The 21,381-nt window shown below is 63.5% G+C and carries 17 protein-coding genes; 5 read left to right on the top strand and 12 right to left on the bottom strand.

Going from position 1 to position 21,381, the window contains the following annotated elements; translation table 11 throughout:
• From IP89_RS13590 to IP89_RS13535, 12 genes are all read right to left on the bottom strand, one after another.
• Nucleotides 1-810 (bottom strand): acyltransferase, encoded by an 810-nt coding sequence (locus IP89_RS13590; protein ID WP_043310099.1) that lies wholly within the window; start codon nt 808-810, stop codon nt 1-3.
• Complete coding sequence (locus IP89_RS13585) at nt 807-2,195, bottom strand: O-antigen ligase (RefSeq protein ID WP_043310098.1); 1,389 nt, start codon at nt 2,193-2,195, stop codon at nt 807-809. The genes IP89_RS13590 and IP89_RS13585 overlap by 4 nt, the downstream gene beginning before the upstream one ends.
• Nucleotides 2,192-3,295, bottom strand: a complete 1,104-nt coding sequence (locus IP89_RS13580; RefSeq protein WP_043310097.1) for a glycosyltransferase family 1 protein — start codon at nt 3,293-3,295, stop codon at nt 2,192-2,194. Before IP89_RS13580 ends, IP89_RS13585 begins: the two co-directional genes overlap by 4 nt.
• Nucleotides 3,286-4,497, bottom strand: coding sequence for a glycosyltransferase family 4 protein (locus IP89_RS13575; RefSeq protein ID WP_043310096.1), 1,212 nt, complete (start codon nt 4,495-4,497; stop codon nt 3,286-3,288). Before IP89_RS13575 ends, IP89_RS13580 begins: the two co-directional genes overlap by 10 nt.
• Nucleotides 4,498-4,505: 8 nt before the next feature.
• Entirely contained in the window at nt 4,506-5,831 is a 1,326-nt protein-coding gene (locus IP89_RS13570) for a beta-galactosidase (RefSeq protein WP_043310095.1), read from the bottom strand.
• A gap of 1 nt (nt 5,832) precedes the next feature.
• Nucleotides 5,833-7,005 carry a glycosyltransferase gene (locus IP89_RS13565; protein ID WP_043310094.1) on the bottom strand — a complete coding sequence of 391 codons (1,173 nt, stop codon included), beginning with the start codon at nt 7,003-7,005 and terminating at the stop codon, nt 5,833-5,835.
• A complete protein-coding gene (locus IP89_RS13560; protein ID WP_043310093.1) occupies nt 7,005-8,996 on the bottom strand; it encodes an LPS biosynthesis protein in 1,992 nt (663 codons plus the stop codon). Before IP89_RS13560 ends, IP89_RS13565 begins: the two co-directional genes overlap by 1 nt.
• Nucleotides 8,997-9,109: 113 nt before the next feature.
• A complete protein-coding gene (locus IP89_RS13555; RefSeq protein WP_043310092.1) occupies nt 9,110-9,922 on the bottom strand; it encodes a polysaccharide biosynthesis/export family protein in 813 nt (270 codons plus the stop codon).
• On the bottom strand, nt 9,923-10,834 hold the full coding sequence (locus IP89_RS13550; protein ID WP_043310091.1) for a glycosyltransferase family 2 protein: 912 nt from the start codon (nt 10,832-10,834) through the stop codon (nt 9,923-9,925). It lies immediately after the preceding gene.
• A complete protein-coding gene (locus tag IP89_RS13545) occupies nt 10,834-12,291 on the bottom strand; it encodes a mannose-1-phosphate guanylyltransferase/mannose-6-phosphate isomerase (RefSeq protein WP_043310090.1) in 1,458 nt (485 codons plus the stop codon). The genes IP89_RS13550 and IP89_RS13545 overlap by 1 nt, the downstream gene beginning before the upstream one ends.
• Complete coding sequence (locus IP89_RS13540; RefSeq protein ID WP_043310089.1) at nt 12,291-13,733, bottom strand: undecaprenyl-phosphate glucose phosphotransferase; 1,443 nt, start codon at nt 13,731-13,733, stop codon at nt 12,291-12,293. The genes IP89_RS13545 and IP89_RS13540 overlap by 1 nt, the downstream gene beginning before the upstream one ends.
• A 140-nt stretch (nt 13,734-13,873) precedes the next feature.
• Nucleotides 13,874-14,905, bottom strand: a complete 1,032-nt coding sequence (locus tag IP89_RS13535; protein ID WP_043310088.1) for an AraC family transcriptional regulator — start codon at nt 14,903-14,905, stop codon at nt 13,874-13,876.
• Between the two features lie 124 nt (nt 14,906-15,029).
• Here IP89_RS13535 and IP89_RS13530 point away from each other — a divergent pair, with 124 nt between their 5' ends.
• The 5 genes from IP89_RS13530 to yegS all read left to right on the top strand — a co-directional run bounded on the left by IP89_RS13530 (nt 15,030) and on the right by yegS (nt 21,372).
• Entirely contained in the window at nt 15,030-16,634 is a 1,605-nt protein-coding gene (locus IP89_RS13530; RefSeq protein WP_043310087.1) for an FAD-binding oxidoreductase, read from the top strand.
• 189 nt (nt 16,635-16,823) lie between these two features.
• A complete protein-coding gene (locus IP89_RS13525) occupies nt 16,824-18,413 on the top strand; it encodes a glycerol-3-phosphate dehydrogenase/oxidase (RefSeq protein ID WP_043310086.1) in 1,590 nt (529 codons plus the stop codon).
• Nucleotides 18,410-19,969 (top strand): FGGY-family carbohydrate kinase, encoded by a 1,560-nt coding sequence (locus IP89_RS13520; RefSeq protein ID WP_043310085.1) that lies wholly within the window; start codon nt 18,410-18,412, stop codon nt 19,967-19,969. The genes IP89_RS13525 and IP89_RS13520 overlap by 4 nt, the downstream gene beginning before the upstream one ends.
• A gap of 63 nt (nt 19,970-20,032) precedes the next feature.
• Nucleotides 20,033-20,374, top strand: a complete 342-nt coding sequence (locus tag IP89_RS13515) for a hypothetical protein (RefSeq protein ID WP_043310084.1) — start codon at nt 20,033-20,035, stop codon at nt 20,372-20,374.
• 68 nt (nt 20,375-20,442) lie between these two features.
• Nucleotides 20,443-21,372, top strand: coding sequence for a lipid kinase YegS (yegS, locus tag IP89_RS13510; RefSeq protein ID WP_371261948.1), 930 nt, complete (start codon nt 20,443-20,445; stop codon nt 21,370-21,372).
• Nucleotides 21,373-21,381 lie beyond the last annotated feature (9 nt).

Here is a 21,381-nt window from a genome sequence, read left to right as displayed (position 1 = left end):
TCAGTGCAGCAGGGTAAACAGGCCTTTGCCTCCGACCTTGTAATTGAGGTCGTGGGGGCGTTCTCCCATAGGTTTGGCGCCACTACCCCCTACGATTTTGTAGGGGGCGATCTCCTTGGCCACCGTGGTATTGGCGGTCACTACTGCGCCGCGCCCGATATGTGCGCCGTAGCTGATCAGCGCACGGCTGGCGATCCAGGCGTAGTCGTCTATATAGATCGGGCCGGAGATCGACCAGAACTCAGGTGCATTCAGATCATGGGTGCCGGCAATGATCAGTACGTGCGAGGCGATTGCCACATGGTCGCCGATCACTAGGCCGGCGCGGGCGTCCACCTGGCAGTGCCAGGCGATTACGCTGTCTTCGCCGATTACCAGGTTGTTCACTCCGAGCACTTCAGTATTGCGCCAGATGGACGAGCCTTTGCCGATCTTCGCGCCGCCTGCGCGCAGCCACCACAGGCGTACATTGTGGCTAGGGATCTTGTTGATGATGATGTTGTATACCTGCTCCCAGACACGCAGCCAGCGATCCCTGAGCGTGGCCCAGTTCTTTCCGTAGACGGGGACGAACTCTGCCGGAATCTCGGTCTTGAGCAGCGCGTAGAAGCGCTTTGCCAGCGGATGATCAATACGCTGCTCGGCATCGATGGAGGAGATCGCATAGCGTTCACCTTCTTCGAAGGCCACATCATTAGCCAGCATCCACTCGAACGCCTGGCCGAGCTCTTCCGGGCTGGTGCCAAGTTTGCTGGCGTACTCGTCGAGCTGATTACGCAGGTGCGAGCGGAGCATGACTCGGTGCTTCATTGGGCGGATTCCTTGCGGCCAGTGGTTTGCTGCGGGTAAAGCCTGGCCTGCTGTAGAGCTAGGCCTGCGAGCAGCCAGAACAGGGCGATGATGACGAAGGTGAAGCTGTAGTAGTGATCGAAGATGCCGGTCAGCAGCGCTGCCATCACGCCGGCCAGGCTACCCAGCCAGAGAGCGTTTTCTTTAGTGATCTGGGTGATGCTGGCCAGAGGGCGTACTTCGCGCCACCAGCGCAGTGTGACTAGCACGAAAAGGGCCATGCCCGGCAGGCCAATCTTGTAGATGAAGTTCAGCCACAGGTTGGAAATACCCAGCAGGCCACTGTCCGGCACTGGAGGGTCGATCTTGAAGCCGATACCCAGTGGGTAGCGTGCCATTGCTTCGGGGAACATCGCGTATTCCTCGAAGCGGATTTCGGTACTGGCGTTGCTGGCTGAGAACATGCTGAGCAGGCGCTCTTGCAGCGGCGGGTAGAACATCACCAGTGCGGCGCCAAAGGCTGCCCCCAGCCCGATAATACGCCCGCTATACGGCACGCGCTTGTAGCTCAGCCAGAACAGCACCAGCACCAGCGCAACTATTGCTCCGCGCGAGATACTGAACAGCAGCCCGGCGCAGCCCAGGATCGCCACGCTTAACCCGAGTAAGCGCCGCCAGCCTTCGCGGGTCCAGCCATAGAGCAGAGCCAGCGGTACCATCAGCGCGAGGATGCCGCCGGTTAGGTTCGGGTGTACCCAGGGCGACGCCATGCGTTGGTAGTTGGCCGAGAAGATGTCTTTGACTGCCTCGGGGTGTGCATATTTGAGGTCGGTGAGGATAGGGATCATGGTGTTGGCGTCACGATCCTTGAGGAAGATGAAGATCGACAGGCACAACATCGCTAGATTGCCCAGCAGCAGTGCAACAACTAGCTGATCGCGATCACGCTCCGTACGCAGCAGCAGCGGCACCAGGAACAGAAGCGACAGGTTCATCAGCCAGCGCACCCAGTTCACCGGGCCGTTGCCTTCGGCATGGATGATCAGCATGCCGACCACAAAGGGGATGGCACTGTAGGCCATCAATATGGCCAGACTGCGCTCCAGCGGGTGCCATTGGAGCAGCCCCCGGTTGCGCCCAAGAAACGCCTGCCAGAGTACCGCGACCCAGGTTAGGGCCAGCACGGCTTCACTGACGGTGGTGCGGATGCCGACCTGCACCGTGGTGTACGGAATGCTGGTGGCCAGCACAGCGAACAGCAGCAGGCCCCACAGGGGCTTGCGCATCAGGGTCAGGGCCAGGGTGACGCCGGCGAGCAGGATGACCAGCTTGCTGATCGGCAGTACCCAGAGCAGACCGCCGAACAGCGTGCCGAGCAGGACGGCGATAGGCAGGCCAATATTCAAGCGCGCAGCTCCTCGAGCAGCTCGTTCAGGCGCGCGGCGTAGGCTGGCATGGCGAAGCGTTGGCTCCACTGGTGTAGCGCCGATACGTCACGGATTGGTGCGGTGCTTGCCAGGTGCAGCAGGCAGTCGAGCATGGACTGGGTCGAATGGGCCTCGAAGCGCGGTGAGTCGGCTGGTGCAACTTCATCCAAGGCTGAACCTCTGGCCAGGGCCACGGGCGTACCCAAACTGAGTGCTTCCACCACCGGCAGGCCAAAGCCTTCTGCGTAGGACGGTTGCCAGAGACATTCGGCATGGCGATAGAGAGCTTGCAGCTCTTGGTCATCCAGGCCGCTCAGCCAGTGCAGGCCGGACAAAGCACGCAGTGCTTCGGGCAGGTCGTCCGGATCGCCGACCAACGCTAGCTCAGGGACCTCCGCCGATTGTGTGCGTGCCTGGCGCCAGGCCTCGACGAAGCGTGGCATGTTCTTGCGCGGCTCGCGGGTGCCCACGGCCAGCCAATAGCGGGTTGGCAGACTTTGGGGGGGCTTTTCATCAGTGCTGGCGAGGGTGGGCACCAAGTTGGGCAGTACGCGCACCTTGCCTTTGGCGAAGGGGAACAGACGCTGGGTTTCGTTGGCAGAGAACTGCGAGGGGCACCAGACGCGGTCGGCGCGCCACACTGACCAGGCGACCGACAGGGTATCGATCAGTCGATAGGCCAGTGCCTTGAGGCGCGAGCGATGGTAATTGCGCTCGGTCAGCTGGAAGAGGTCGTGTAGCAGTAGTACTTGGCGCTGTCCGGCAGGCTTGCGGCCCAGTGGTAGGCCCATGTTGGCCGTGGCGATGTACAGGTCAACGGCCTGCTCACGCAGTGCAGCGGGCAGGAAGTTTGCCTCGAAGCGTAGGCGCACTTGCGGACGCTGTAGACCTCCTAGGGGGCTGGCCCACTCCGGACAGAAGGCACTCTGGCGTTGCGGGTGGTCCAGGGGGGCTTCGGTGAAACGCAGCAGCTCTGTGCGCGCGCGCTCCTGCAATGCGCTTTCTAGCGCGCGCACCTGGCGGCCGATGCCGGACTGTGGGGCGACTGTGGCGGGTCGGTAATCCAGACCTACACGCATGCGCGGCACTCCTTGTCGGTCGCTTGCTGATAGACGCTTTCGAGCTGGTTGGCAGCAGCCTGCCAATCATGTTGTTGCAGGACATAGTTGCGACCCGCGATGGCCAGCTGTTTAGCCAGATCGGAGTCACTAAGTAGCTGTGCTAGGGCTGTGGCCAGGGCTGGAGCACTCTCGCCAGCGCGATAGTCCTCGCTGTCGCGTAGCGTTAGTCCGGAGACGCCCTGGGCTGTGCTGACCAGCGGCAGGCCGGCGGCCAGTGCTTCCAATACCTTGAGCTTGGAGCCACCACCGTGGCGCAGTGGTGCAAGGAACAGGCTGCTCTCGGCCTGCAGGGTGCGCAGATCGTCGACGAAGCCGTGCCACTCGATGCGTGGATCGGGCCATCTCTGAGCCCATTCGCCCGGCATTGCGTAACCGGCTACGGCGAAGCGTGCCTCGGGGTGGGTTTGCCAGAGACGCGGCAGAATTTCGTCCAGAGCCCAAGTTACTGCATCGACGTTTGGTGGGTATTCATAGTTGCCAACGAACAGGATGCGCTGGCTTTGCGCGGCACGCTGGACCTCGGCAAAACCGCGGCAGTCTACGCCATTGACCACCACCTCAACTGGAGTGTCGGTCAGGCCTTGCATGGCCTGGGCATCGGACTCGGTGACTGCCACGACCCGACATGCGGCATCGAATACCTGGCGCTCCCAGCGGCGTGCACGCCACTGGTCGAAGCTTATGAAAGGCGCCAGCCAGGTGGGAAAACGGCTGTAAGTGGCGCCGCCGAGGCTGGACTCCAGATTGTGTTCGGTGAGGATGAACGATTGCCCTTGTTGCTGCAGAGTGCGGGCATAGGGCTGGAAGCTGTAGCTGTGCTCGACCTGGATGATGTCCCACCGTTGCTTGAGGAGGGCGTTAAAGCGCAGGGTCAGTGCTGGGCTGAGTCCATTGACGCAGGTCAGCAGTGGCCAGGGGCCGAACAGTGCGGCTGCCAGGGTTAACGGGTGCCGCAGGCCGCGCCGGGGCAGCACGATCAACTGCTCCAGCAGCGGCTCCAACGTCTGGCGGGTCTCCTCGTCAAGCGCCTGCTTGGTCTGCACCAGCAGAGTGATGCGGTGGCCGCGTGCCGCCATGGTGCGCAGGAGGTGGTACTGGCGTGTCTTGCCTCCGCTGGAGGTGGGCCAAGGCAGGTACGGGAGAATCCACAGGATACGCATCTATATCCTCACCAGACCAACATCTGCAGGCTGGGCTTGCCCTTGAAGCGCAGACCGTTGGCGTCCTCCAGCGTCTGCTTGTCGCCGGTCAGCGGATCATGCAGCAGGGCGCGGGTGACGTTGGTCAGCTGCACTTCGGCGCCGCTGGCGCTCCAGAACAGCCATAGGTTGCGTCCGTCCTCGCGCTTCCAGGCGATGCTATAGAGGTCGTCGATACTGGCCGCCAGCGCGGGGGGATCACTAGGTTCCAGGCGCGGGCCACTGATCTTGAGGAAGCGCTTGAGGGCCTTGTATGCCGGCTTTGGCCGACCCTGCAGGTCGAGCAGGCCATAGTGCTGGTCGCGGGCACTGGCCCGGCTGTCCAAATCGGCCAGGGCGAACAGGAAGATACGGTCGTAGTCCAGCGCACTCATCAGGGCTAAGCGGCGTAGCAGGTAGTCGGCCTGGCCATCGGTGCCGATGATTTCCTGCAGTTCCTTGGGGCCGTTATAGCTCGACCAGCCCCATTCGGTGGCCCAGATGCCCGGGACCTGCACGCCACGCAGAGTGGCATTGAGCTGCTGTGAGCGCAGGATGAAATCGTTGGCACCGGGTTCGTCGCTTTCTGGTTCCTGAGAATAGGGATGGTAGGCCACTACGGTACCGAGTTGCTGGACGCCGAGCTTGCCCAACTCTTCCAGCATCAGCCCACCCTTGACCGGCATCTGGCTGTAGTAGGCCATGCCGGCCATGATCACTGGTTTGCCTGGTGCCGCCTGGCGCAGCGCGGGTGCTGTGACCTGCAACAGGCGGCCATAGCCGACCGGGTCTTCATGCGGGCGCCAAAACGATGGCAGGTTCGGCTCGTTCCAGACCTGCCAGGCGTCCACCGAAGGGTAGCGCTTGGCGAACATGCTCATGGCATCGGCAAACAGCTGCGGATCTTTGGGCGGGTACTGGTCCGGTGTCGGCGATCCATAGGGTGCACTGGTGGCGTGTGGCGCCGAGCCGACCAAGTAGAACACCGACTTCAGTTGTTCCTGCTGCAGTTGCTTGATCACACCATCGAGTTCGCCCAGTCGGTACTTGCCTTGTTCTGGCTCATGGCGGTCCCAGTGCAGGTCCACGCGAGTCCAGTCGAGGCCGAGTGCCTTCCACTGTTGCATCTGTTTGCTGTATTGCTCGGGCGGGAACCACAGGAAGTGCGCGTTGACTCCGAGGAATTCACGCCACTCGACTGCACGTGGAGCTTTGAGTTGGACGCCGTTGGCTTCGGCGTGCAGGTTGGGATAAACCGCGAGAGAGAATGCGAGCAGACCAGCGAGCGGCGCTGCGATCAGTAGTTTTTTGCGCATGTCAGGCTTCTCCGCAGGCGGCGCGGAACAGGGAGTGGAAGCGCTCGGCTGTGGCCGCCCAGTTGCGCTCCCGGCCTATTTCGCCCGCGCGCGCAGCCCAGCGCATGGCTTCTGTCGGGCGCAGAGCCAGCGCCTCGATAGCCTGGGACAGTGCCGCGACATCGCCCTGTGGATAGGTGGCGCCGTTTCCGCTGGCCACCTCCTCGGCAAAAGCCCGTGCGTTAGAGGTTATCACCCCGCGGCCACAGGCGTTGGCCCAGGACAGCGCGCCGCTGGTACCACGCATCTCACCGAGAAGGCCGAGCTTTTTCGATTCGCGGTAGGGGAGGACCATTACATGGTGTGCCTGGATGGTACTGGCGATGGCATCGCCCGGCAGGTCGAGGTGCCAGTCGAGGTGCTCGCTCAGCTCAAGGCTCGCGGCCAGTTCTCGCAGCTCGTCGAGATAGTTCCCGTTCGGGCCGAAGGCCATCTCTGGCGCAGTGCCGCCGGCCAAGGCTAGGCGTAGGCGGCCACGCAGGTCCGGCTGGCGAGCGAACACTTGGGCGAGCGCGTTGAGCAGATCCTCGATGCCTTTGCCGCGGTAGATGAAGCCGAAGTAGAGCAGGCGGAGTGGCTCCAGTTGCGGCAATTCTGCCGGCGCTAGGGGCAGGTTGCCGTGCGGGATGGTGACTGTCTGGCCAGGGGCCAGCCTCATGCGCCGAGCCAGGCAGCGGCCGCCTAGATCGGTAAGCGTCACTGCATGGCGCAGATGGCGAGCCAGGCGGCGTTCTTCATGTAGGGTTAGGGGATCGGCCAGCAGGGCTGCAGCTTGGGGCAACGGGCGCGGTAAGCGCTCTGCCAGCGACAATGGCCAAGGCAGTTGCGCGCGACGCCAGACCAGGCGCTCAGGGTCGTGCACCGTCGCGGTCAGTGGCAACTGGGGATACCGCTGGCGCAGGTAATCGAGAGCGTGGAACTCATTTAAGCGGCCGCCGCCCAGTTCGGCATGGACCAGTTGCACTTGATTCCAGTCGAACTCAGCTAGGCGCTGCGGCAGCTGAGTGGCTGTGCAGCCCTGCAGTGGCGTCAACACCTGCACGCTACGGGCCTCAAGCGCGCGGCGAAAGTGTTCGGCATAGTCGGCAATGCCGGTTTGCTCTGGCGGCAGCGGCGCCAGCAGGGCAATGCGCATCAGCCTTCGCCCCTCAGGCGGCGCGCTATATCCAGCACCCGTGCCGGTACCTCGAAGCGGCGGCGGTTGAGGATGATGCCGTCGACTTTGCCGAACGCGGTGTTGAGCACCGACAAGGCGTTCTCGACCACCGGTACGGTGCTGGTCTTGGCTTCGATCACCAGGGCGATCAGATCGGCTCGGCGCAGAGCAATGAAGGCCTGCTGATTGATCATCAGGCCTGCTGCATCAAGTAACACGACCTCACCAGGCTGGGCCGGAGTATCGCCGCCCAGGCGTACCTGATGGCCACGATCAGCCAGCATGGCGTGTAGATGATCAATCACGAAGGTGACGCCTTCTCCGGGGCGCGCGGAGGTCAGGGCCAGTGTCAGGCCCTTCTGGTCGATACTCTCGCTGGGCAGCAGGCTGTAGAGCCGATAAAGGCTGGCAGTGAACGGGCTGCTGATCTTCCAGGGCGGTGAGCCGAGGTCGGAGAGGGTGGTCCACAGCGGTACCTTGAAGGTTTCCTCGATGCGCGCGCCGTCATGGATGCGTTGGTCCAGCAGGTAGCAGATGTAGAGCGTTAGCAGGCCTACGGCGAGACCGGCCGGCAGGGCGAGCAGCAGAATCATCAGGCTCTTGGGGAAGACCCGGCTGGGATTGAAGGTAGCCTGCTCGACCTGAGCAATGTTGCTGATCTGGCTGTTGTCCAGCTCGCGGTCGATTCGGGCTTTCTCCAGATTCTCCGCGTACAGCGCGTAGCTTTTCTCGGCGCTGGCCAGTTGCAGAAGCAGGCGATTGATGTCCGGCTCCTGGGACATCACGCGCGCGCGCTCGCTACGCAGCTGCTCCAGCTGCAGGTCGTAGTCCTTGATCTGGCCACTAAGTTGGCGCTCGCGCAGTTCGGCATCGACGATCTGCTGGCGCAGGCTGACTACGATGGAGTTGGGCGCGAAGTTTTTCGAGCGCTCCAGTCGTTCGGCTTCCTGGGCGATCATCGCTTTCATCTGGGCGATGTTCTCTTCGGCTTCCTTGACTGGTGGTGCATCGGGCAGGAAGGTGCGCAGCAGGACGGCGCGCTCCTGTTCGAGGGTGTTGAGGCGACGCTTGAGGTCGAGCTGCGACGGGTTGAGGCTAACTTCCCGAGCTGTGATCACTTCCTGCGGCTGACGCTTAAGCTGCAGGCGTGCATCGGTAAGGAAGCTGCGGATACCGGCTTGGTCGTTGACCAGTTCGGCGCGTGCGTCTGCCAGGCGGTTGACCTGGTTGGTAAGGTTTTCCAGGCGCTCCTTCACGCTGATCGAGTGGATGCCCTGCAGGCGACCTTGCAGGTCGGTCTTGAGCAAGCCGATCTGACCGTCGACCTTCTTCATTTCGTTTTCGTAGAAGGTGTACAGGCTCTTGCGGCCGAGAGTGCGAGTGCGCTCCTCAAGGAAGGCATCGATCCAGGTTTCCACAACTTTCTGAGCAATGGCCGGGTCGTTCCAGGTAAAGCTGACCTCCATCACTGCCGATCCAGGCTCGTGGCCTACCGTGAAGTTCTTTTCCAGTTTTTTGGCCAAGCGCTCGACGTCACTCTGAGCTTCGACGATGCCTAGCATCTGCAGAATGCCGCGGATCAGCTCGATGCCCCAGTTGAACACCTTGCCGACATAGAACTTGACGGTTTTCCAGAAGCCCTGCGGCTGATAGCCGGCCATCTGTTCGATATAGCGCTCGGCGACCATGCGCACGATGGGCCGGCCGGTCAGCATCTTTTCTTCGTCCACGATCGGATCGCGTTGGGTGCTGGGCGCGATCAAGGCCTGGCGGTTGGCGACTTCGATCGGCATGGTCGTGCTTTCGCGCCCCGGTTTGACCAGCAGGCGTGCGTTGGATTCGTACTTGGTTGGTAGCAGGAATGCACCGAGCACGGCTACGACCACGGTGACGATGACCGCCCACTGGAACTCGCGGCGGAAGATGAAGAACAGCCGCAGCAAGTCGCGGAAGGAACGAATGTCGATCATCTAGAACACTCCCTGTGCGGTCTGAGGCGTGCGCAGCTGAAGCTGGGTCTGTAGTGGGTGGCGCAACTGGAGGTCAGCAGCAGCCAAGGCATGGTCGGTCTTGAGTAGATGCATCAGGGGTTCACGATGGTCTGGCTGCTGTTGTAGGTGTTGCCGCTATCCTTGACCTGGGTGTCGTTGAGGTCGTAGTTGAAACCGACTCCGATACCCTTGTTGATCGGAATCAGGCGAGTGAAGTACATGTCCACGGCCTCCACGGCGCTGCCGATGCCGGATTGCGGTACGTAGATGATGTCGCCACGTTGCATGGCCACCATGGGGCGGTCCTTCTCCTGTAGTAGGTTGGCCAGGCTGAAGAAATACAGCTTGTACTTGCCGTCATCGCCGGCGCGCAGCAACGCGACGTTGTCGCTGTCGGCCGAGGGCAGTACACCGCCAGATGCCAGCAATACCTGTTCCAGAGTGGCGTGGCCGACCAGGTCGAAGAAGGCGGCGTTGGGTACGGCACCGCCGATGAATACCTTGTTGCTCGGCGCGATGGCGATGTTCACCGTCGCGTTGGGTCGGCGATAGATCTTCGACAGCTTGTCGGTGACTTCCTTGGCGACGTCCTCTGGCGTGCGGTTATCAGCCTTGATCAGGCCGACGAAGGGCATCGAGAAGTAGCCGTCGGGGCGCACCACGAACAGGGTCATATCATCCTTTTCCGAGGGCTCTTGGGCATCGCGCACGATGCGCAGTGTGTCGCCACTCTGGATGCGCACCTGAGGTGGCGGTAGCTCGGCGAGCTTGTACAGCTCCTGATGCCGGTACTTGAGATCCTCGTCTTCGGGCAGATGCACGCGTGCAGGAGTGCTGCACGCTGCCAGGGCTGCGACGAGCAGGGTGGAGGACAGCAGTCGGTACAGGGCATTTGGCGACATGATTCAGTTCCAGTAGGCAGCGAACATGCTGAGTTGTCGTTTCAGAGGGCGCGGCAGCGCCTGGCCGTGATAGCCGAGCTTGTAGCCGAACAGTTTCAGGGCTGTACGCAACAGCACCTCGGGCAGGCGCCACAGGGCGCCAGCAGCGTGCAGTGCGGTGATTTCTGCACGTAGATAGCGCATGCCTTCACCGCTCGCGCGGCCAAAAGTTTCGGCAATCCAGCGTTCGCGGCCATAGAAGGTGCCGATATCGAAGTAACGGCGAAACTCTTCCATCAACCGGTAATCATGGGAGTGCTGAACGCAAGCGCTGGCGGCATAGCGCACAGCGTGTCCAGCCAGAATCAGCTTGCCTGCCACATACGCATCCTCGCTGCCGATAACGTCATGGGGAAAACCGCCGATGGCATCGAGCGCGCTGCGCCGGTAGGCGGAGAAAGAGTCAGAGCTGAAGCAGGTCTTGATGCCTAGCTCTGCTGCATCTGCGAGGCGCTTGGTGCAGCCCTGGGCTGGATAGTTGAAGCGGCGCGCCTGGCTGGCCAGCAGGCCTGCGTGCGGGTGTGGCAACTGGCGGCCATATGCGACGCCGATGTCGGGCTCGGCGAGCAGTTCGGCACGGAGGTTTTCCAGCGCTTGTGGGTCTGCCGGGATGGCGTCCTGAGTGAGGTAGATCAGAACTTCTGCATCGACCTGTTGGCTGGCCCACTGGCGGGTGCCGCCGTGGTTGAACTGACTAACCTCAATTACCTCGACGCGGGCTCCGAACGCGCGCAGGCGCGCAACGCTGTCATCGTGCGAACTGCTGTCGACGACCAGAAACTCATCCGGCTGTAGAGTCTGCTGCTCTAGCGCGGGCAGTAGCCTATCCAGGTGCGGGCCTGCGTTGCGGGTCGGAATGATCAGGGCGGTACGCATCAGTTGCGGGGCTCGTCAGCGGCCGTACGGCCGTAGATATCCTCGAAGCGCACGATGTCATCTTCGCCGAGATACTCGCCGCTCTGCACCTCAATCATCACCAGGTCGATGACCCCAGGGTTGCTCAAGCGGTGGCTGTGGCCAGCCGGAATAAAGGTCGATTGATTGGTGTCGAGGAGGAAATCCCGCTCACCGTTGACCACCCGAGCCATACCGCTGACCACGATCCAGTGTTCGCTGCGATGATGGTGCATTTGCAGAGACAACGCTGCGCCTGGACGAACGACGATGCGTTTGATCTTGAAGCGAGGGCCCTCCTCGATGACGCTGTAGCTGCCCCAGGGACGGCTGACTGTGCGATGCAGGCGATAGGACACGTGGCCGCGGCGCTTGAGCTCCGTGACAATGTGTTTGACGTCCTGGCTGCGCTCGGCGTCGGCGATCAGTAGCGCGTCAGGGGTGTCGACCACGATCAGGTCCTGCACGCCGACGGCGCCGACCAGGCGTTCAGGGCTGTCGATGTAGCAGTTGCTGACGTCGTGCAGGATGGCTTCGCCGCGGACTTGGTTGCCTTGCTCGTCGCTGGGCAGTAGATCCCGCAGGGTGAGCCAGGAGCCGATATCGTTCCAGCCGATGTCGCAGGGCACCACGGCGATTTTTGTCGAGCGCTCCATCAGGGCATAGTCGATGGAAATGTCAGGTGCCTTGGCGAAGGTCGAACGATCCAGTTCGCACTGCATGCATTCCTTGCCCTGCAGCGATTGGCTGGCTTCCAGGCTGGCGCGAGCGGCATCCAGGACCTCGGGGGCATGGCGCTGCAACTCTTCCAGCAGGCAGTCGACCTGCAGGCAGAACATGCCCGCATTCCACAAGTGCCGCCCTCCCTCCAGGTATTGCTGGGCTGTAGCGGCATCCGGCTTTTCAACGAAGCGCAGAACCTCTTGCCCACCGGTACTCAGGGTATTGCCGGTCTCGATGTAGCCATAGCCTGTTTCGGCACGGCTTGGTTGGATGCCGAAGGTGACCAGGCGCCCGCTGGCAGCGATCTTTCTCGCGGTGCCTACAGCGGCGGCGAAGGCTGCCTCGTCCTGGATCAGATGGTCAGCCGGCATCACCAGCAGCTGGCTGTCACCACCGTACTGGCGCTGGGCATGCAGTGCGGCAATCGCGATGGCCGGTGCGGTATTGCGGCCGCAGGGTTCGAGTAGCAGGTCCAGTGCCAGGCCGTTGGCGTTGACCTGGCGGTAGTCATCCAGAGTAGTAAACAGTAATTCGCGGTTGGTCACCGTGAGAATCTGCTGGACACCCGTCAGGCGGGCTGCGCGCAGGAAAGTCTTCTGCAACAGGCTTTCGCCGTCAGGCAGGCGCATGAATGGTTTGGGCCTGGCCTCCCGCGACACGGGCCAGAGGCGCGCTCCAGCACCGCCAGCGATGATGCAGGGAATCAGGCTACTCATTAATACGCCTCCTTGGTGAAGACCAGAGCGGGTAGGGTGCGGAAGAGAATGTACAGGTCAAACCATATCGACCAGTGTTCGATGTACTCCAGGTCGAGCTCGATGCGCCGTTCGATCTTTTCGAGTGTGTCTGTCTCGCCGCGATAGCCGTTCACCTGGGCCCAGCCGGTTATTCCAGGTTTGACCCGGTGGCGTGCGCTGTAGGCCTCTACGGCATCTTCGAACAGTACTCCGGCAGCCTTGGTTGCAGTGGCGTGAGGGCGCGGGCCCACCATCGACATGCTGCCTAGTAGGACGTTGAACAGCTGCGGCAGCTCGTCAATGCTGGAGCGGCGGATGATTGCACCTACACGTGTAATTCGTGCATCGCCGCGAATGGTCTGACGCTCTGCGTTGGCGTCGGCCATTTGGTGGTACATGGAACGGAATTTATATACCTGGATCAGTCGATTGTTGTAGCCATAGCGCTTTTGTCGGAAGAGAACCGGGCCAGGGGAGTCCAGCTTGATGGCGATGGCTACCAGCAGCATCACCGGTGCGACGATGGTCAGCGCCAGACTGGCCAGAATCAGGTCTTCTATACGCTTGATCAGTGGCGACCAGCCGCGCAATGGGAGCTCGGATGCGTTGAACATCGGCAGGCCAGAGACATCAGTAATACGGTTGTGGGCGTGACGTAATGCCAGCATGTCGGGTGCAAGCAGGACGCTGACCGGCAGCTTGCGCAGCTGGCCGATGATCTGGCCGATACGGCTCTCCGCGGACCATGGAAGCGCCACCAGCACTTGCTGCACCCGATCTTCGCGAATCATCTGCTCCAACGTCTTGAAGTTGCCTAGCACTGGAAGATCGGCGAGTTCGCCGTTGACCCGGCTGATCCGGTCATCGATGAAGCCGAGGATGCCGAGGCGGATATCGCCGTTGCGACGCATGTATTCGGCGACTCGCTCGCCATTCTCCGTTCCTCCCAGGATCACTGCATTCTGGATATGGCGTCCTTGGCGGATGAGCTGACGCAGAACTGCCCTGAGGAGTAGGCGCTCGGCTCCGTACAGCACAAGGCCGGCGGCAAACCAGAACATCATTTGTTGTGAGGGGATGAAGGTCAGCATGCCCAGCGCCGCATGCATGAATAGCAAGACGGAGAAGGCGGCCAGCCAGCTGAAGAACATCAGGCGAAAGCGAAGCCGATTACTGAATAGGTCGTCGCTATAGACGCCGGCTGTCTGGAATATCAGCACCGTGATCAAGCCGAAGAACATCAGCAGTGCGAAGTGGTACCGGTCATGGATATCGGTGATTTCATGCCCGTTGAGCATCCAGATGATCGCAAGACCCGGAGCTACTGCAGTGAAACCATGCAGGAGACGAGTAAAAGCGATGAAGTACTGGACGAAGCCCGGCTTTGACAGCAGCAGGCTATCGGAGGATTGCGCTCGCACGAATATCTCCCGGTCGACCTGGCAGAGGCCGCTGGTTGGATAATTGACGTCGAATTGGTCAAATTATTGGCGAAATATTCGAGTTATTATATTGCCGCCGCTTTTTTGTCGATTGGATCACGAAGGATCGGGAGGGGCAATCAAAAACTGATGGCTCTTTGATATTTCTGCCTGTAAGCCCCTGGGGTAAGCCCGGTCCAGCTTTTGAAGCTGCGGTGGAAGGAGCGCGACTCGGTGAAACCCAGGTAGCTGGCAATGTCCTGGATCGCCAGGTCGCTGCGCAACAGGTAGTGCTCGGCCAGCTCCTGGCGCAGCTGGTCGAGGATTTCCTGGTAGCTGGTGCCGGCCTGCTGCAGGTGGCGCTGCAGGGTGCGCACCGTCATGTGGAACTTCTCGGCGACTTTCTCCTTGCGCGGCAGGCCGTCCTTGAGCAGCAGGCGCAGGGCGTTCTTCACTCGCTGGGGCAGCGGTTCGTTGTCGTCGAGGCCGGCCATCATGGTCAGCGCGTGTTCTTCCAGGGTGCGCAGCAGGTTGGCGTCGGCCTGGCGCAGCGGAATGGTCAAGTAGTCCAGCGGTACCAGCAGGGCGTTGCAGGGCTGGGCGAACAGCACCGGGCAGCCGAACACTTCCTCGTAGTCCGCCTGTGTCGTCTCGGCCGGGCGCGCGTGCTCGAACCACACCTCGCGCGGCGACTTTTCCATCTCGGCGATCCAGCGCGCGTAGAGCAGCCAGGACGCCAGCACGTTCTCTACCATGTGTCGGCGGATGTCCGGGCTCTCGTGACGGCAGTTCCAGATCAGCCGCACATGGTCGGCGCCCATCTCCACGCGGCTGGTGCCCATGTCACCGACCAGTTTCTCGTAGGGCACGATGCGGCTCATGGCTTCGCCGAGGGTGGCGCAGTTCATGGTGATGTAGCCGAGCACGCTCCAAGAACCGGGCTGTACGTGGCGCGCCGAGTGCAGGCCGAACAGCGGGTCGCCAGAGACCTGCATCAGATGCTGCAGCAACCGTTCGTGCGCCTCGCTGGGGATGCGCCGGCCGTTGTCGGCCAGGTCGTCCAGCGTCACGCCGGCGGCGGCGCGTGCGGCGTCCAGGTCCAGGCCGAGCTGTTCGGCGTGGCGCAGGTACTTGAGCAGGGCGGGGACGGAGGTATAGCCGAGGGTCAGCATCTTTTCTTGTTGTTCTGCTTGTCTTGATTGGCGACAGCGCCTGTCCTGATACGACAGTGACCGGGTCGGGCGGCTGGCTAGTATAGGCAGCCATTGAGAATGACCGGAATAGGTGGGAGCAAGCATGCGACGTTGGAACGGATGGGGCGACGAGGCCACTGTGGTGGAGCTGCCGGCGCATGGCGCGGCCTTCCTCGAAGGGCTGGTCGGCGCAGGCCAGCGCCTGCCGGACGCCACGCTTGGGCAGGTGCTGGCACGGGTGCCCGAGTCGCGCCTGAGCGTTCGCCATCCGCTGGTCAGCGTTGACGCCGAAGTGCGCGTGCGCCACGCCCGCGGGCAGAGTCTGCCGGACTGGCTGGCCATGCGTTCCGGCGACTTCGGCGTGTTTCCCGACGGCGTGGCCCTGCCGGAGACCGCCGCGCAGCTCTGCGAGTTGCTGGTCTGGGCTCGGGAGCAGGACGTCATCGTCATTCCCTACGGCGGTGGCACCTCGGTGGCTGGCCACATCAACCCGGTTGAGTCGGTCAAGCCGGTGCTGACCCTGTCGCTGGAGCGCATGACCCAGCTGCTCGACCTCGACGAGCAGAGCCAGATCGCCACCTTCGCCCCCGGCGCCAACGGCCCGCAGGTGGAGGCGCAGCTGCGCGCACGCGGCTACACCCTCGGCCACTTCCCGCAGTCCTGGGAGCTGTCCACCCTGGGTGGCTGGGTCGCCAGCCGCTCCAGCGGCCAGCAGTCGCTGCGCTACGGGCGCATCGAACAGCTGTTCGCCGGCGGCAAGGTCGAGACCTTCGCCGGCACCCTGGACATCCCGACCTTTCCGGCCTCGGCCGCAGGGCCGGACCTGCGCGAGCTGATCCTCGGCAGCGAAGGCCGCTTCGGGGTGATCTCCGAGGTCAAGGTGCGGGTGACCAAGCTGGCCGAGCAGGAGAAGTTCTTCGCCGTGTTCCTGCCCAGCTGGCAACAGGCCCTAGCCGGCATCCGCGCCTTGGTACAGGCACGTATTCCGCTGTCCATGCTGCGCCTGTCCAACGCCATCGAGACCGAGACCCAGCTGGCCCTGGCCGGCCATCCCGAGCAGATCGCGCTGCTGGAGAAATACCTGGCCCTGCGCGGCGCCCGTGTCGGTAAGTGCATGCTGACCTTCGGCGTCACCGGTAACCGCAGCCAGAATGCGCTGTCGGTGAAGCAGGCGAAAAAACTACTGAAGGGCTTTGGTGGTGTGTTCACCGGCACCCTGCTGGGCAAGAAGTGGGCGGAGAACCGCTTCCGCTTCCCCTATCTGCGTCACGGCCTATGGGAGGCCGGGTATGCGGTGGACACCCTGGAGACGGCCACCGACTGGAGCAACGTCGACAACCTGCTGAACAAGGTCGAGGCGAGCCTGCGCCAGGGCCTGGCGGACGAGGGCGAACAGGTCCACGTGTTCACCCACCTGTCGCATGTCTACGGCCAGGGTTCGAGCATCTACACCACCTACGTGTTCCGCCCGGGCGATAGCTACGCGGCGACCCAGGCACGCTGGACCAAGCTCAAGCAGGTCGCCAGCCGGACCATCGCCGACAATCGCGGCACCATCAGCCACCAGCACGGCGTTGGCCGCGACCACGCGCCCTACCTGGCGGCGGAGAAGGGCGAGCTGGGCATGGCGGCGCTCAAGGCCATGGCGCAGCACTTCGATCCCGAGCAGCGTCTGGCGCCTGGTGTGCTGCTGGAAACCCATGAATAAGCCTACTGCGCGTCCCGATAGCTACGTGACTCGCTGCGCTCGCCCTTCGGGCCTGCCTGTGGCAGTTCAGCCGCAAGCGGCTGTGAGGCGGTGCTCGCTCCTCGCCTATCGACTTGATATGTCTCGTCGCTGCGCTCCGTCCGCCTTGCTATCGGGGCGCTCGCGACGGCTGCTTCAAGGGTTTCGATAATGCCGAGCTGGAACGCGCAGTGGCGCGAGACGGCGCTGCCCGAGCTGGCGGCGCGTGACTGGGATCTGATCGTGGTCGGCGGTGGTATCAGCGGTGCCGGCATCCTGCGCGAGGCGGCGCGGCGCGGCTGGAGCTGCCTACTGCTGGAGCAGCGCGACTTCGCCTGGGGCACCTCCAGTCGCTCGTCGAAGATGGTCCACGGCGGCCTGCGCTATATCGCCAAGGGCCAGCTGGGCCTGACCCGCGACTCGGTGCGCGAGCGCCAGCGCCTGCTCGGCGAGGCGCCGGGGCTGGTCGATCCGCTGCCGTTCCTGTTCCCCCACTATCGTGGCAAGTTCCCTGGGCCCAAGGTGTTTGGCGGCCTGCTCGGCGTCTACGACGCGCTGGCCGGGCAACGCTTGCACCGCTACCACCCGGCGAATGAGCTGCGCTATCTGGCGCCAGGATTGAACGATACCGAGCTGCTTGGCGGCACCCTGTTCACCGACGCGGTCACCGACGATGCGCGCCTGGTCATGCGCGTGCTGGGCGAGGCGCGGGCCGAGGGCGGCGAGGCGCTCAATGGCATGCGCGTGGTCGAGCTGAGCCGCGATGGCGAACGAGTGAACGGCCTGGTCGCCGAGGACAGCGAGAGTGGCCAGCGTTTCAGCTTCCGCGCCCGCGCCGTGGCCCAGGCCACTGGCGCCTGGGCCGACGAGCTGCGCAAGAAGAGCGGCCTGGAACATATCCGCCCGCTGCGTGGCAGCCATCTGCTACTGCCGGCCTGGCGCCTGCCGGTGGCCCAGGCCATCAGCTTTATGCATCCCGAGGACAAACGGCCGGTGTTCGTCTTCCCCTGGGAAGGCGCCACGGTGATCGGCACCACCGACTTGGACCATGGCGATGGATTGAACAGCGATGCGCGAATTACTGTGGCCGAGGTCGACTATCTGCTGGCGGCCTGCGCCAGCGTGTTCCCCCATGCCGGCGTCAGCCGCGCCGACGTGCTCTCCACCTGGGCCGGCGTGCGCCCGGTGGTCAGCGCAGAGCAGGGGGCGAGCAAGAAACCCTCGGACGAGAAGCGCGAGCACGCCCTATGGGTCGAGCCCGGCTGTGTGACCCTGGCCGGCGGCAAGCTGACCACCTTCCGCCTGCTCGCCCTGGAAGTGCTGCGTGCCTGCGCGCCTATGCTCGGACGTGAGGTGGCGGATGTCGGTCAGGCGGTTTTCCGCGCGTCGCCACAGGTGGCATTGCCCGGTCTGTGCCTGAGCCAGCAGCGTCGCCTGGCCGGCCGCCATGGTCATGCGTTGCCGCGCCTGGCCGAGTTGATCGGCGAGCTGGGTAGTGAGTGCATTGGCGCCAGCACCACGCTCTGGGCCGAACTGGCGCTGGCCTGCGAGAACGAACTGGTGTTGCAGCTGGACGACCTGCTGCTGCGCCGCACCCGCATCGGCCTGCTTCTGGCCGATGGCGCCGCGGCCGAACTGCCGCGTATCCGCGTCCTGTGCCAGCCGCGCCTAGGCTGGAGCGATACGCGCTGGGAACAACAACAACAACGTTATCTGGCGCTGTGGCGCCAGTGTTACAGCCTGCCCGGTGAAACCTCGTGAGCGAACAACCCTATCTGCTGGCCATCGACAACGGCACCCAGAGCGTGCGCGCGTTACTCTTCGACCTGGCCGGCAACCTGGTCGGCAAGGGCAAGGTAGAGCTGGAGCCCTATTACTCCGAGCATCCCGGCTGGGCCGAGCAGGACCCGGAATACTACTGGCGGAGCCTCGGCGAGGCCTGCCGCCAACTGTGGGCCAGTGTCGACATCGACAAGAGCCAGATCGCTGGCGTGTCGCTGACCACCCAGCGCGGCACCCTGATCAACGTAGACGAGGCTGGCCAGCCGCTGCGCCCGGCCATCCTCTGGCTGGACCAGCGCCGCGCCGAGGTCGAGGGACATATCAAGGGCCCCTGGGGCTGGCTGTTCAAGCTGATCCGTGAAGAAGAGACCATCGACTATTTCCGCAGCCAGGCCGAGGCCAACTGGATCACCCAGCAGCAGCCGGATATCTGGGCGCGCACGCACAAGTTCCTGCTGCTGTCGGGCTTCCTTACCCATCGCCTGTGCGGCCGTTTCGCCGACTCGGTGGGCAGCTGCGTGGCCTACCTGCCGTTCGACTACAAGCGCCTGTGCTGGGCCAAGCCCAGCGATTGGAAGTGGCAGGCCATTCCGGTGCGCCCGGACATGCTGCCGGAGCTGGTCAAGCCGGGCGAGCGCATCGGCAGCATCAGCGCCGAGGCCAGCCGGCACACTGGCATTCCCGAGGGCTTGCCGCTGATTGCCGCGGCCTCGGACAAGGCCTGCGAGGTGATCGGCGCCGGCGGTGTGGAGCCGAGCACGGCGTGCCTGTCCTACGGCACCACGGCGACCATCAACACCACGCGCGCCAAGTACCTGGAGACCATCCCGCTGATCCCGCCGTACCCGGCGGCGATTCCCGACCACTACAACACCGAGGTCATGGTGTTCCGTGGCTTCTGGATGGTCAGCTGGTTCAAGGAGCAGTTCGGCCACGCCGAGCGCCAACGCGGCCTGGAGCTGGGCGTGGCGGCCGAGACGCTGTTCGACGAGCTGGTAGAGGGCGTGCCGCCCGGCTCCATGGGCCTGATGCTGCAGCCGTTCTGGTCGCCGGGCATCCGCGAGCCGGGGCTGGAGGCCAAGGGCTCGATCATCGGCTTCGGCGACGTGCACACCCGCGCGCACTTGTACCGCGCCATCCTCGAAGGCCTGGCCTACGCCCTGCGCCAGGGTAAGGAGCGCATCGAGAAGCGCTCGGGCACGCGTATCGAGCGCCTGCGCATCTCCGGTGGCGGCTCGCAGAGCGATGCGGCCATGCAACTGACCGCCGACATCTTCAACCTGCCGGCCGAGCGCCCGCATCTGTACGAGGCCTCCGGCCTGGGTGCGGCCATCGACTGCGCCGTCGGCCTCGGCCTGCATCCTGACTTCCCCTCGGCCATCGCGGCCATGACCCGGGTCGGCAAGGTGTTCCAGCCCAACCCGCAGGCGGTGGCGGTGTACGAGCGCCTGTACCGCGAGGTCTACCTGCGCATGTACAAGCAGCTCAAGCCACTGTACGGCTGCATTCGCGAGATCACCGGCTACCCGGCCTAGGCATTGCCTAACCGCAGCGTGGCGATGGAAACTGCTGCGAGCTAGGTGACAACAAGGATGTGTATGAAGCTCGTGTGGCTGTTGGTGCTCGGGATCTCGATCCTGCATTACTCGGTTATGGGATATGCGGGCGACTTTCCATCGCGTCAGGCGGAGCTCCTGATGAGCTGGGCCTTTGCCCTGGTGCTGGTGTACTGGTGCCTGGCGGATGCCAAGGGGCGCGGTTATCACCGGCCCTACGAATTTGGCGCCTTCCTGTTTTTCCTCTGGCCGGTGGTGCTTCCTGCCTATCTGGTGCATACCCGTGGCTGGCGTGGCCTGTTGCCTTGCGCCGGCCTATTTCTGCTGTCTCTGACGCCCTGGCTGAGTGGCGTGGCAGCGTTCTACCTGGCCGATATCCACTAGGCTCCGCTGAGGGCACTTTCGACTGCGCATGAGGGTCTGCTCTAGTCGAGACGGAGTGGAGGAGTGACATGGTGGCAGAACGCAAGGCACTGCTGATCCTGCACGGCAAGCAGGCACAGAACGAGGAGGTGCGCGCCGCCGTGATGGCGCTGCGCGAGCGCGGCTGGCAGCTGGATGTACGCCTGACCTGGGAGGGCGGCGATGCGGCGCGGTTGGTGGACGAGGCGCTGGCCGCTGGTTACCCGACGCTGATTGCCGGCGGTGGCGATGGCACCCTGCGCGATGTGGCCGAGGCCCTGGCGCTGGCTGGCGGCCAGGCCAGCCTGGCGCTGCTGCCGTTGGGCACCGCCAATGACTTCGCCCGCGCCGCCGGTATTTCGCTGGTGCCGGCCGAGGCGCTGGCGCTGCTGGATTTCGAGCCACGCTCAATCGATATGGGCGAAGCCGATGGCCAGCTGTTCCTCAACATGGCGACCGGTGGCTTTGGCTCCAAGGTCACCGCCAATACCTCGGAAGAACTTAAGAATCTGCTCGGTGGCGCCGCCTATCTGTTGACGGGGCTGACTCGCTTTGCCGAGGTGCACTCGGCTTTCGGCCGCTTTCGTGGACCTGATTTCGCCTGGGAAGGCGATTTCCTTGCCCTGGGCATCGGCAACGGGCGCCAGGCTGGTGGTGGGCATGCCTTGTGCCCGCAGGCGCGCATCGACGATGGTCTGCTCGATATCTGCATCGTGCCGGCGCCGCAGGATATGGTCGGCACTCTGGGTACGCTGCTGTCCGGCGGAGTGCTGGGGGTGGAGGCGGTATCGGTCAGCGTGCGCCTGCCCTGGCTGGAGGTGGAGGCGCCGGAGGGGTTGGACATCAACCTGGATGGCGAGCCGCTGGAGAGCCAGCGTCTGCGCTTCGCTGCCCGGCCTGGGGCACTGCGTTTGCACCTGCCGGACATTTCCCCGCTGCTCGGCCACGGCGCTGGCGCGGCCGAGGTGCCTACGGCATGATGGCGCCAG

The organism is Pseudomonas sp. ML96, from assembly GCF_000761545.1.
GTDB lineage: Bacteria > Pseudomonadota > Gammaproteobacteria > Pseudomonadales > Pseudomonadaceae > Aquipseudomonas.
This window is presented reverse-complemented; position numbering and strand designations above follow the sequence as displayed.

Bases quoted from the DNA above. Each gene is read 5' to 3' on its own strand.
- IP89_RS13545 (WP_043310090.1), bottom strand. From the start codon at position 12,291: ATGAGTAGCCTGATTCCCTGCATCATCGCTGGCGGTGCTGGAGCGCGC.
- IP89_RS13590 (WP_043310099.1), bottom strand. From the start codon at position 810: ATGAAGCACCGAGTCATGCTCCGCTCGCACCTGCGTAATCAGCTCGAC.
- IP89_RS13515 (WP_043310084.1), top strand. From the start codon at position 20,033: ATGAAGCTCGTGTGGCTGTTGGTGCTCGGGATCTCGATCCTGCATTAC.
- IP89_RS13580 (WP_043310097.1), bottom strand. From the start codon at position 3,295: ATGCGTGTAGGTCTGGATTACCGACCCGCCACAGTCGCCCCACAGTCC.
- yegS (WP_371261948.1), top strand. From the start codon at position 20,443: ATGGTGGCAGAACGCAAGGCACTGCTGATCCTGCACGGCAAGCAGGCA.
- IP89_RS13530 (WP_043310087.1), top strand. From the start codon at position 15,030: ATGCGACGTTGGAACGGATGGGGCGACGAGGCCACTGTGGTGGAGCTG.
- IP89_RS13565 (WP_043310094.1), bottom strand. From the start codon at position 7,005: ATGCGCATTGCCCTGCTGGCGCCGCTGCCGCCAGAGCAAACCGGCATT.
- IP89_RS13535 (WP_043310088.1), bottom strand. From the start codon at position 14,905: ATGCTGACCCTCGGCTATACCTCCGTCCCCGCCCTGCTCAAGTACCTG.
- IP89_RS13525 (WP_043310086.1), top strand. From the start codon at position 16,824: ATGCCGAGCTGGAACGCGCAGTGGCGCGAGACGGCGCTGCCCGAGCTG.
- IP89_RS13575 (WP_043310096.1), bottom strand. From the start codon at position 4,497: ATGCGTATCCTGTGGATTCTCCCGTACCTGCCTTGGCCCACCTCCAGC.
- IP89_RS13550 (WP_043310091.1), bottom strand. From the start codon at position 10,834: ATGCGTACCGCCCTGATCATTCCGACCCGCAACGCAGGCCCGCACCTG.
- IP89_RS13570 (WP_043310095.1), bottom strand. From the start codon at position 5,831: ATGCGCAAAAAACTACTGATCGCAGCGCCGCTCGCTGGTCTGCTCGCA.
- IP89_RS13560 (WP_043310093.1), bottom strand. From the start codon at position 8,996: ATGATCGACATTCGTTCCTTCCGCGACTTGCTGCGGCTGTTCTTCATC.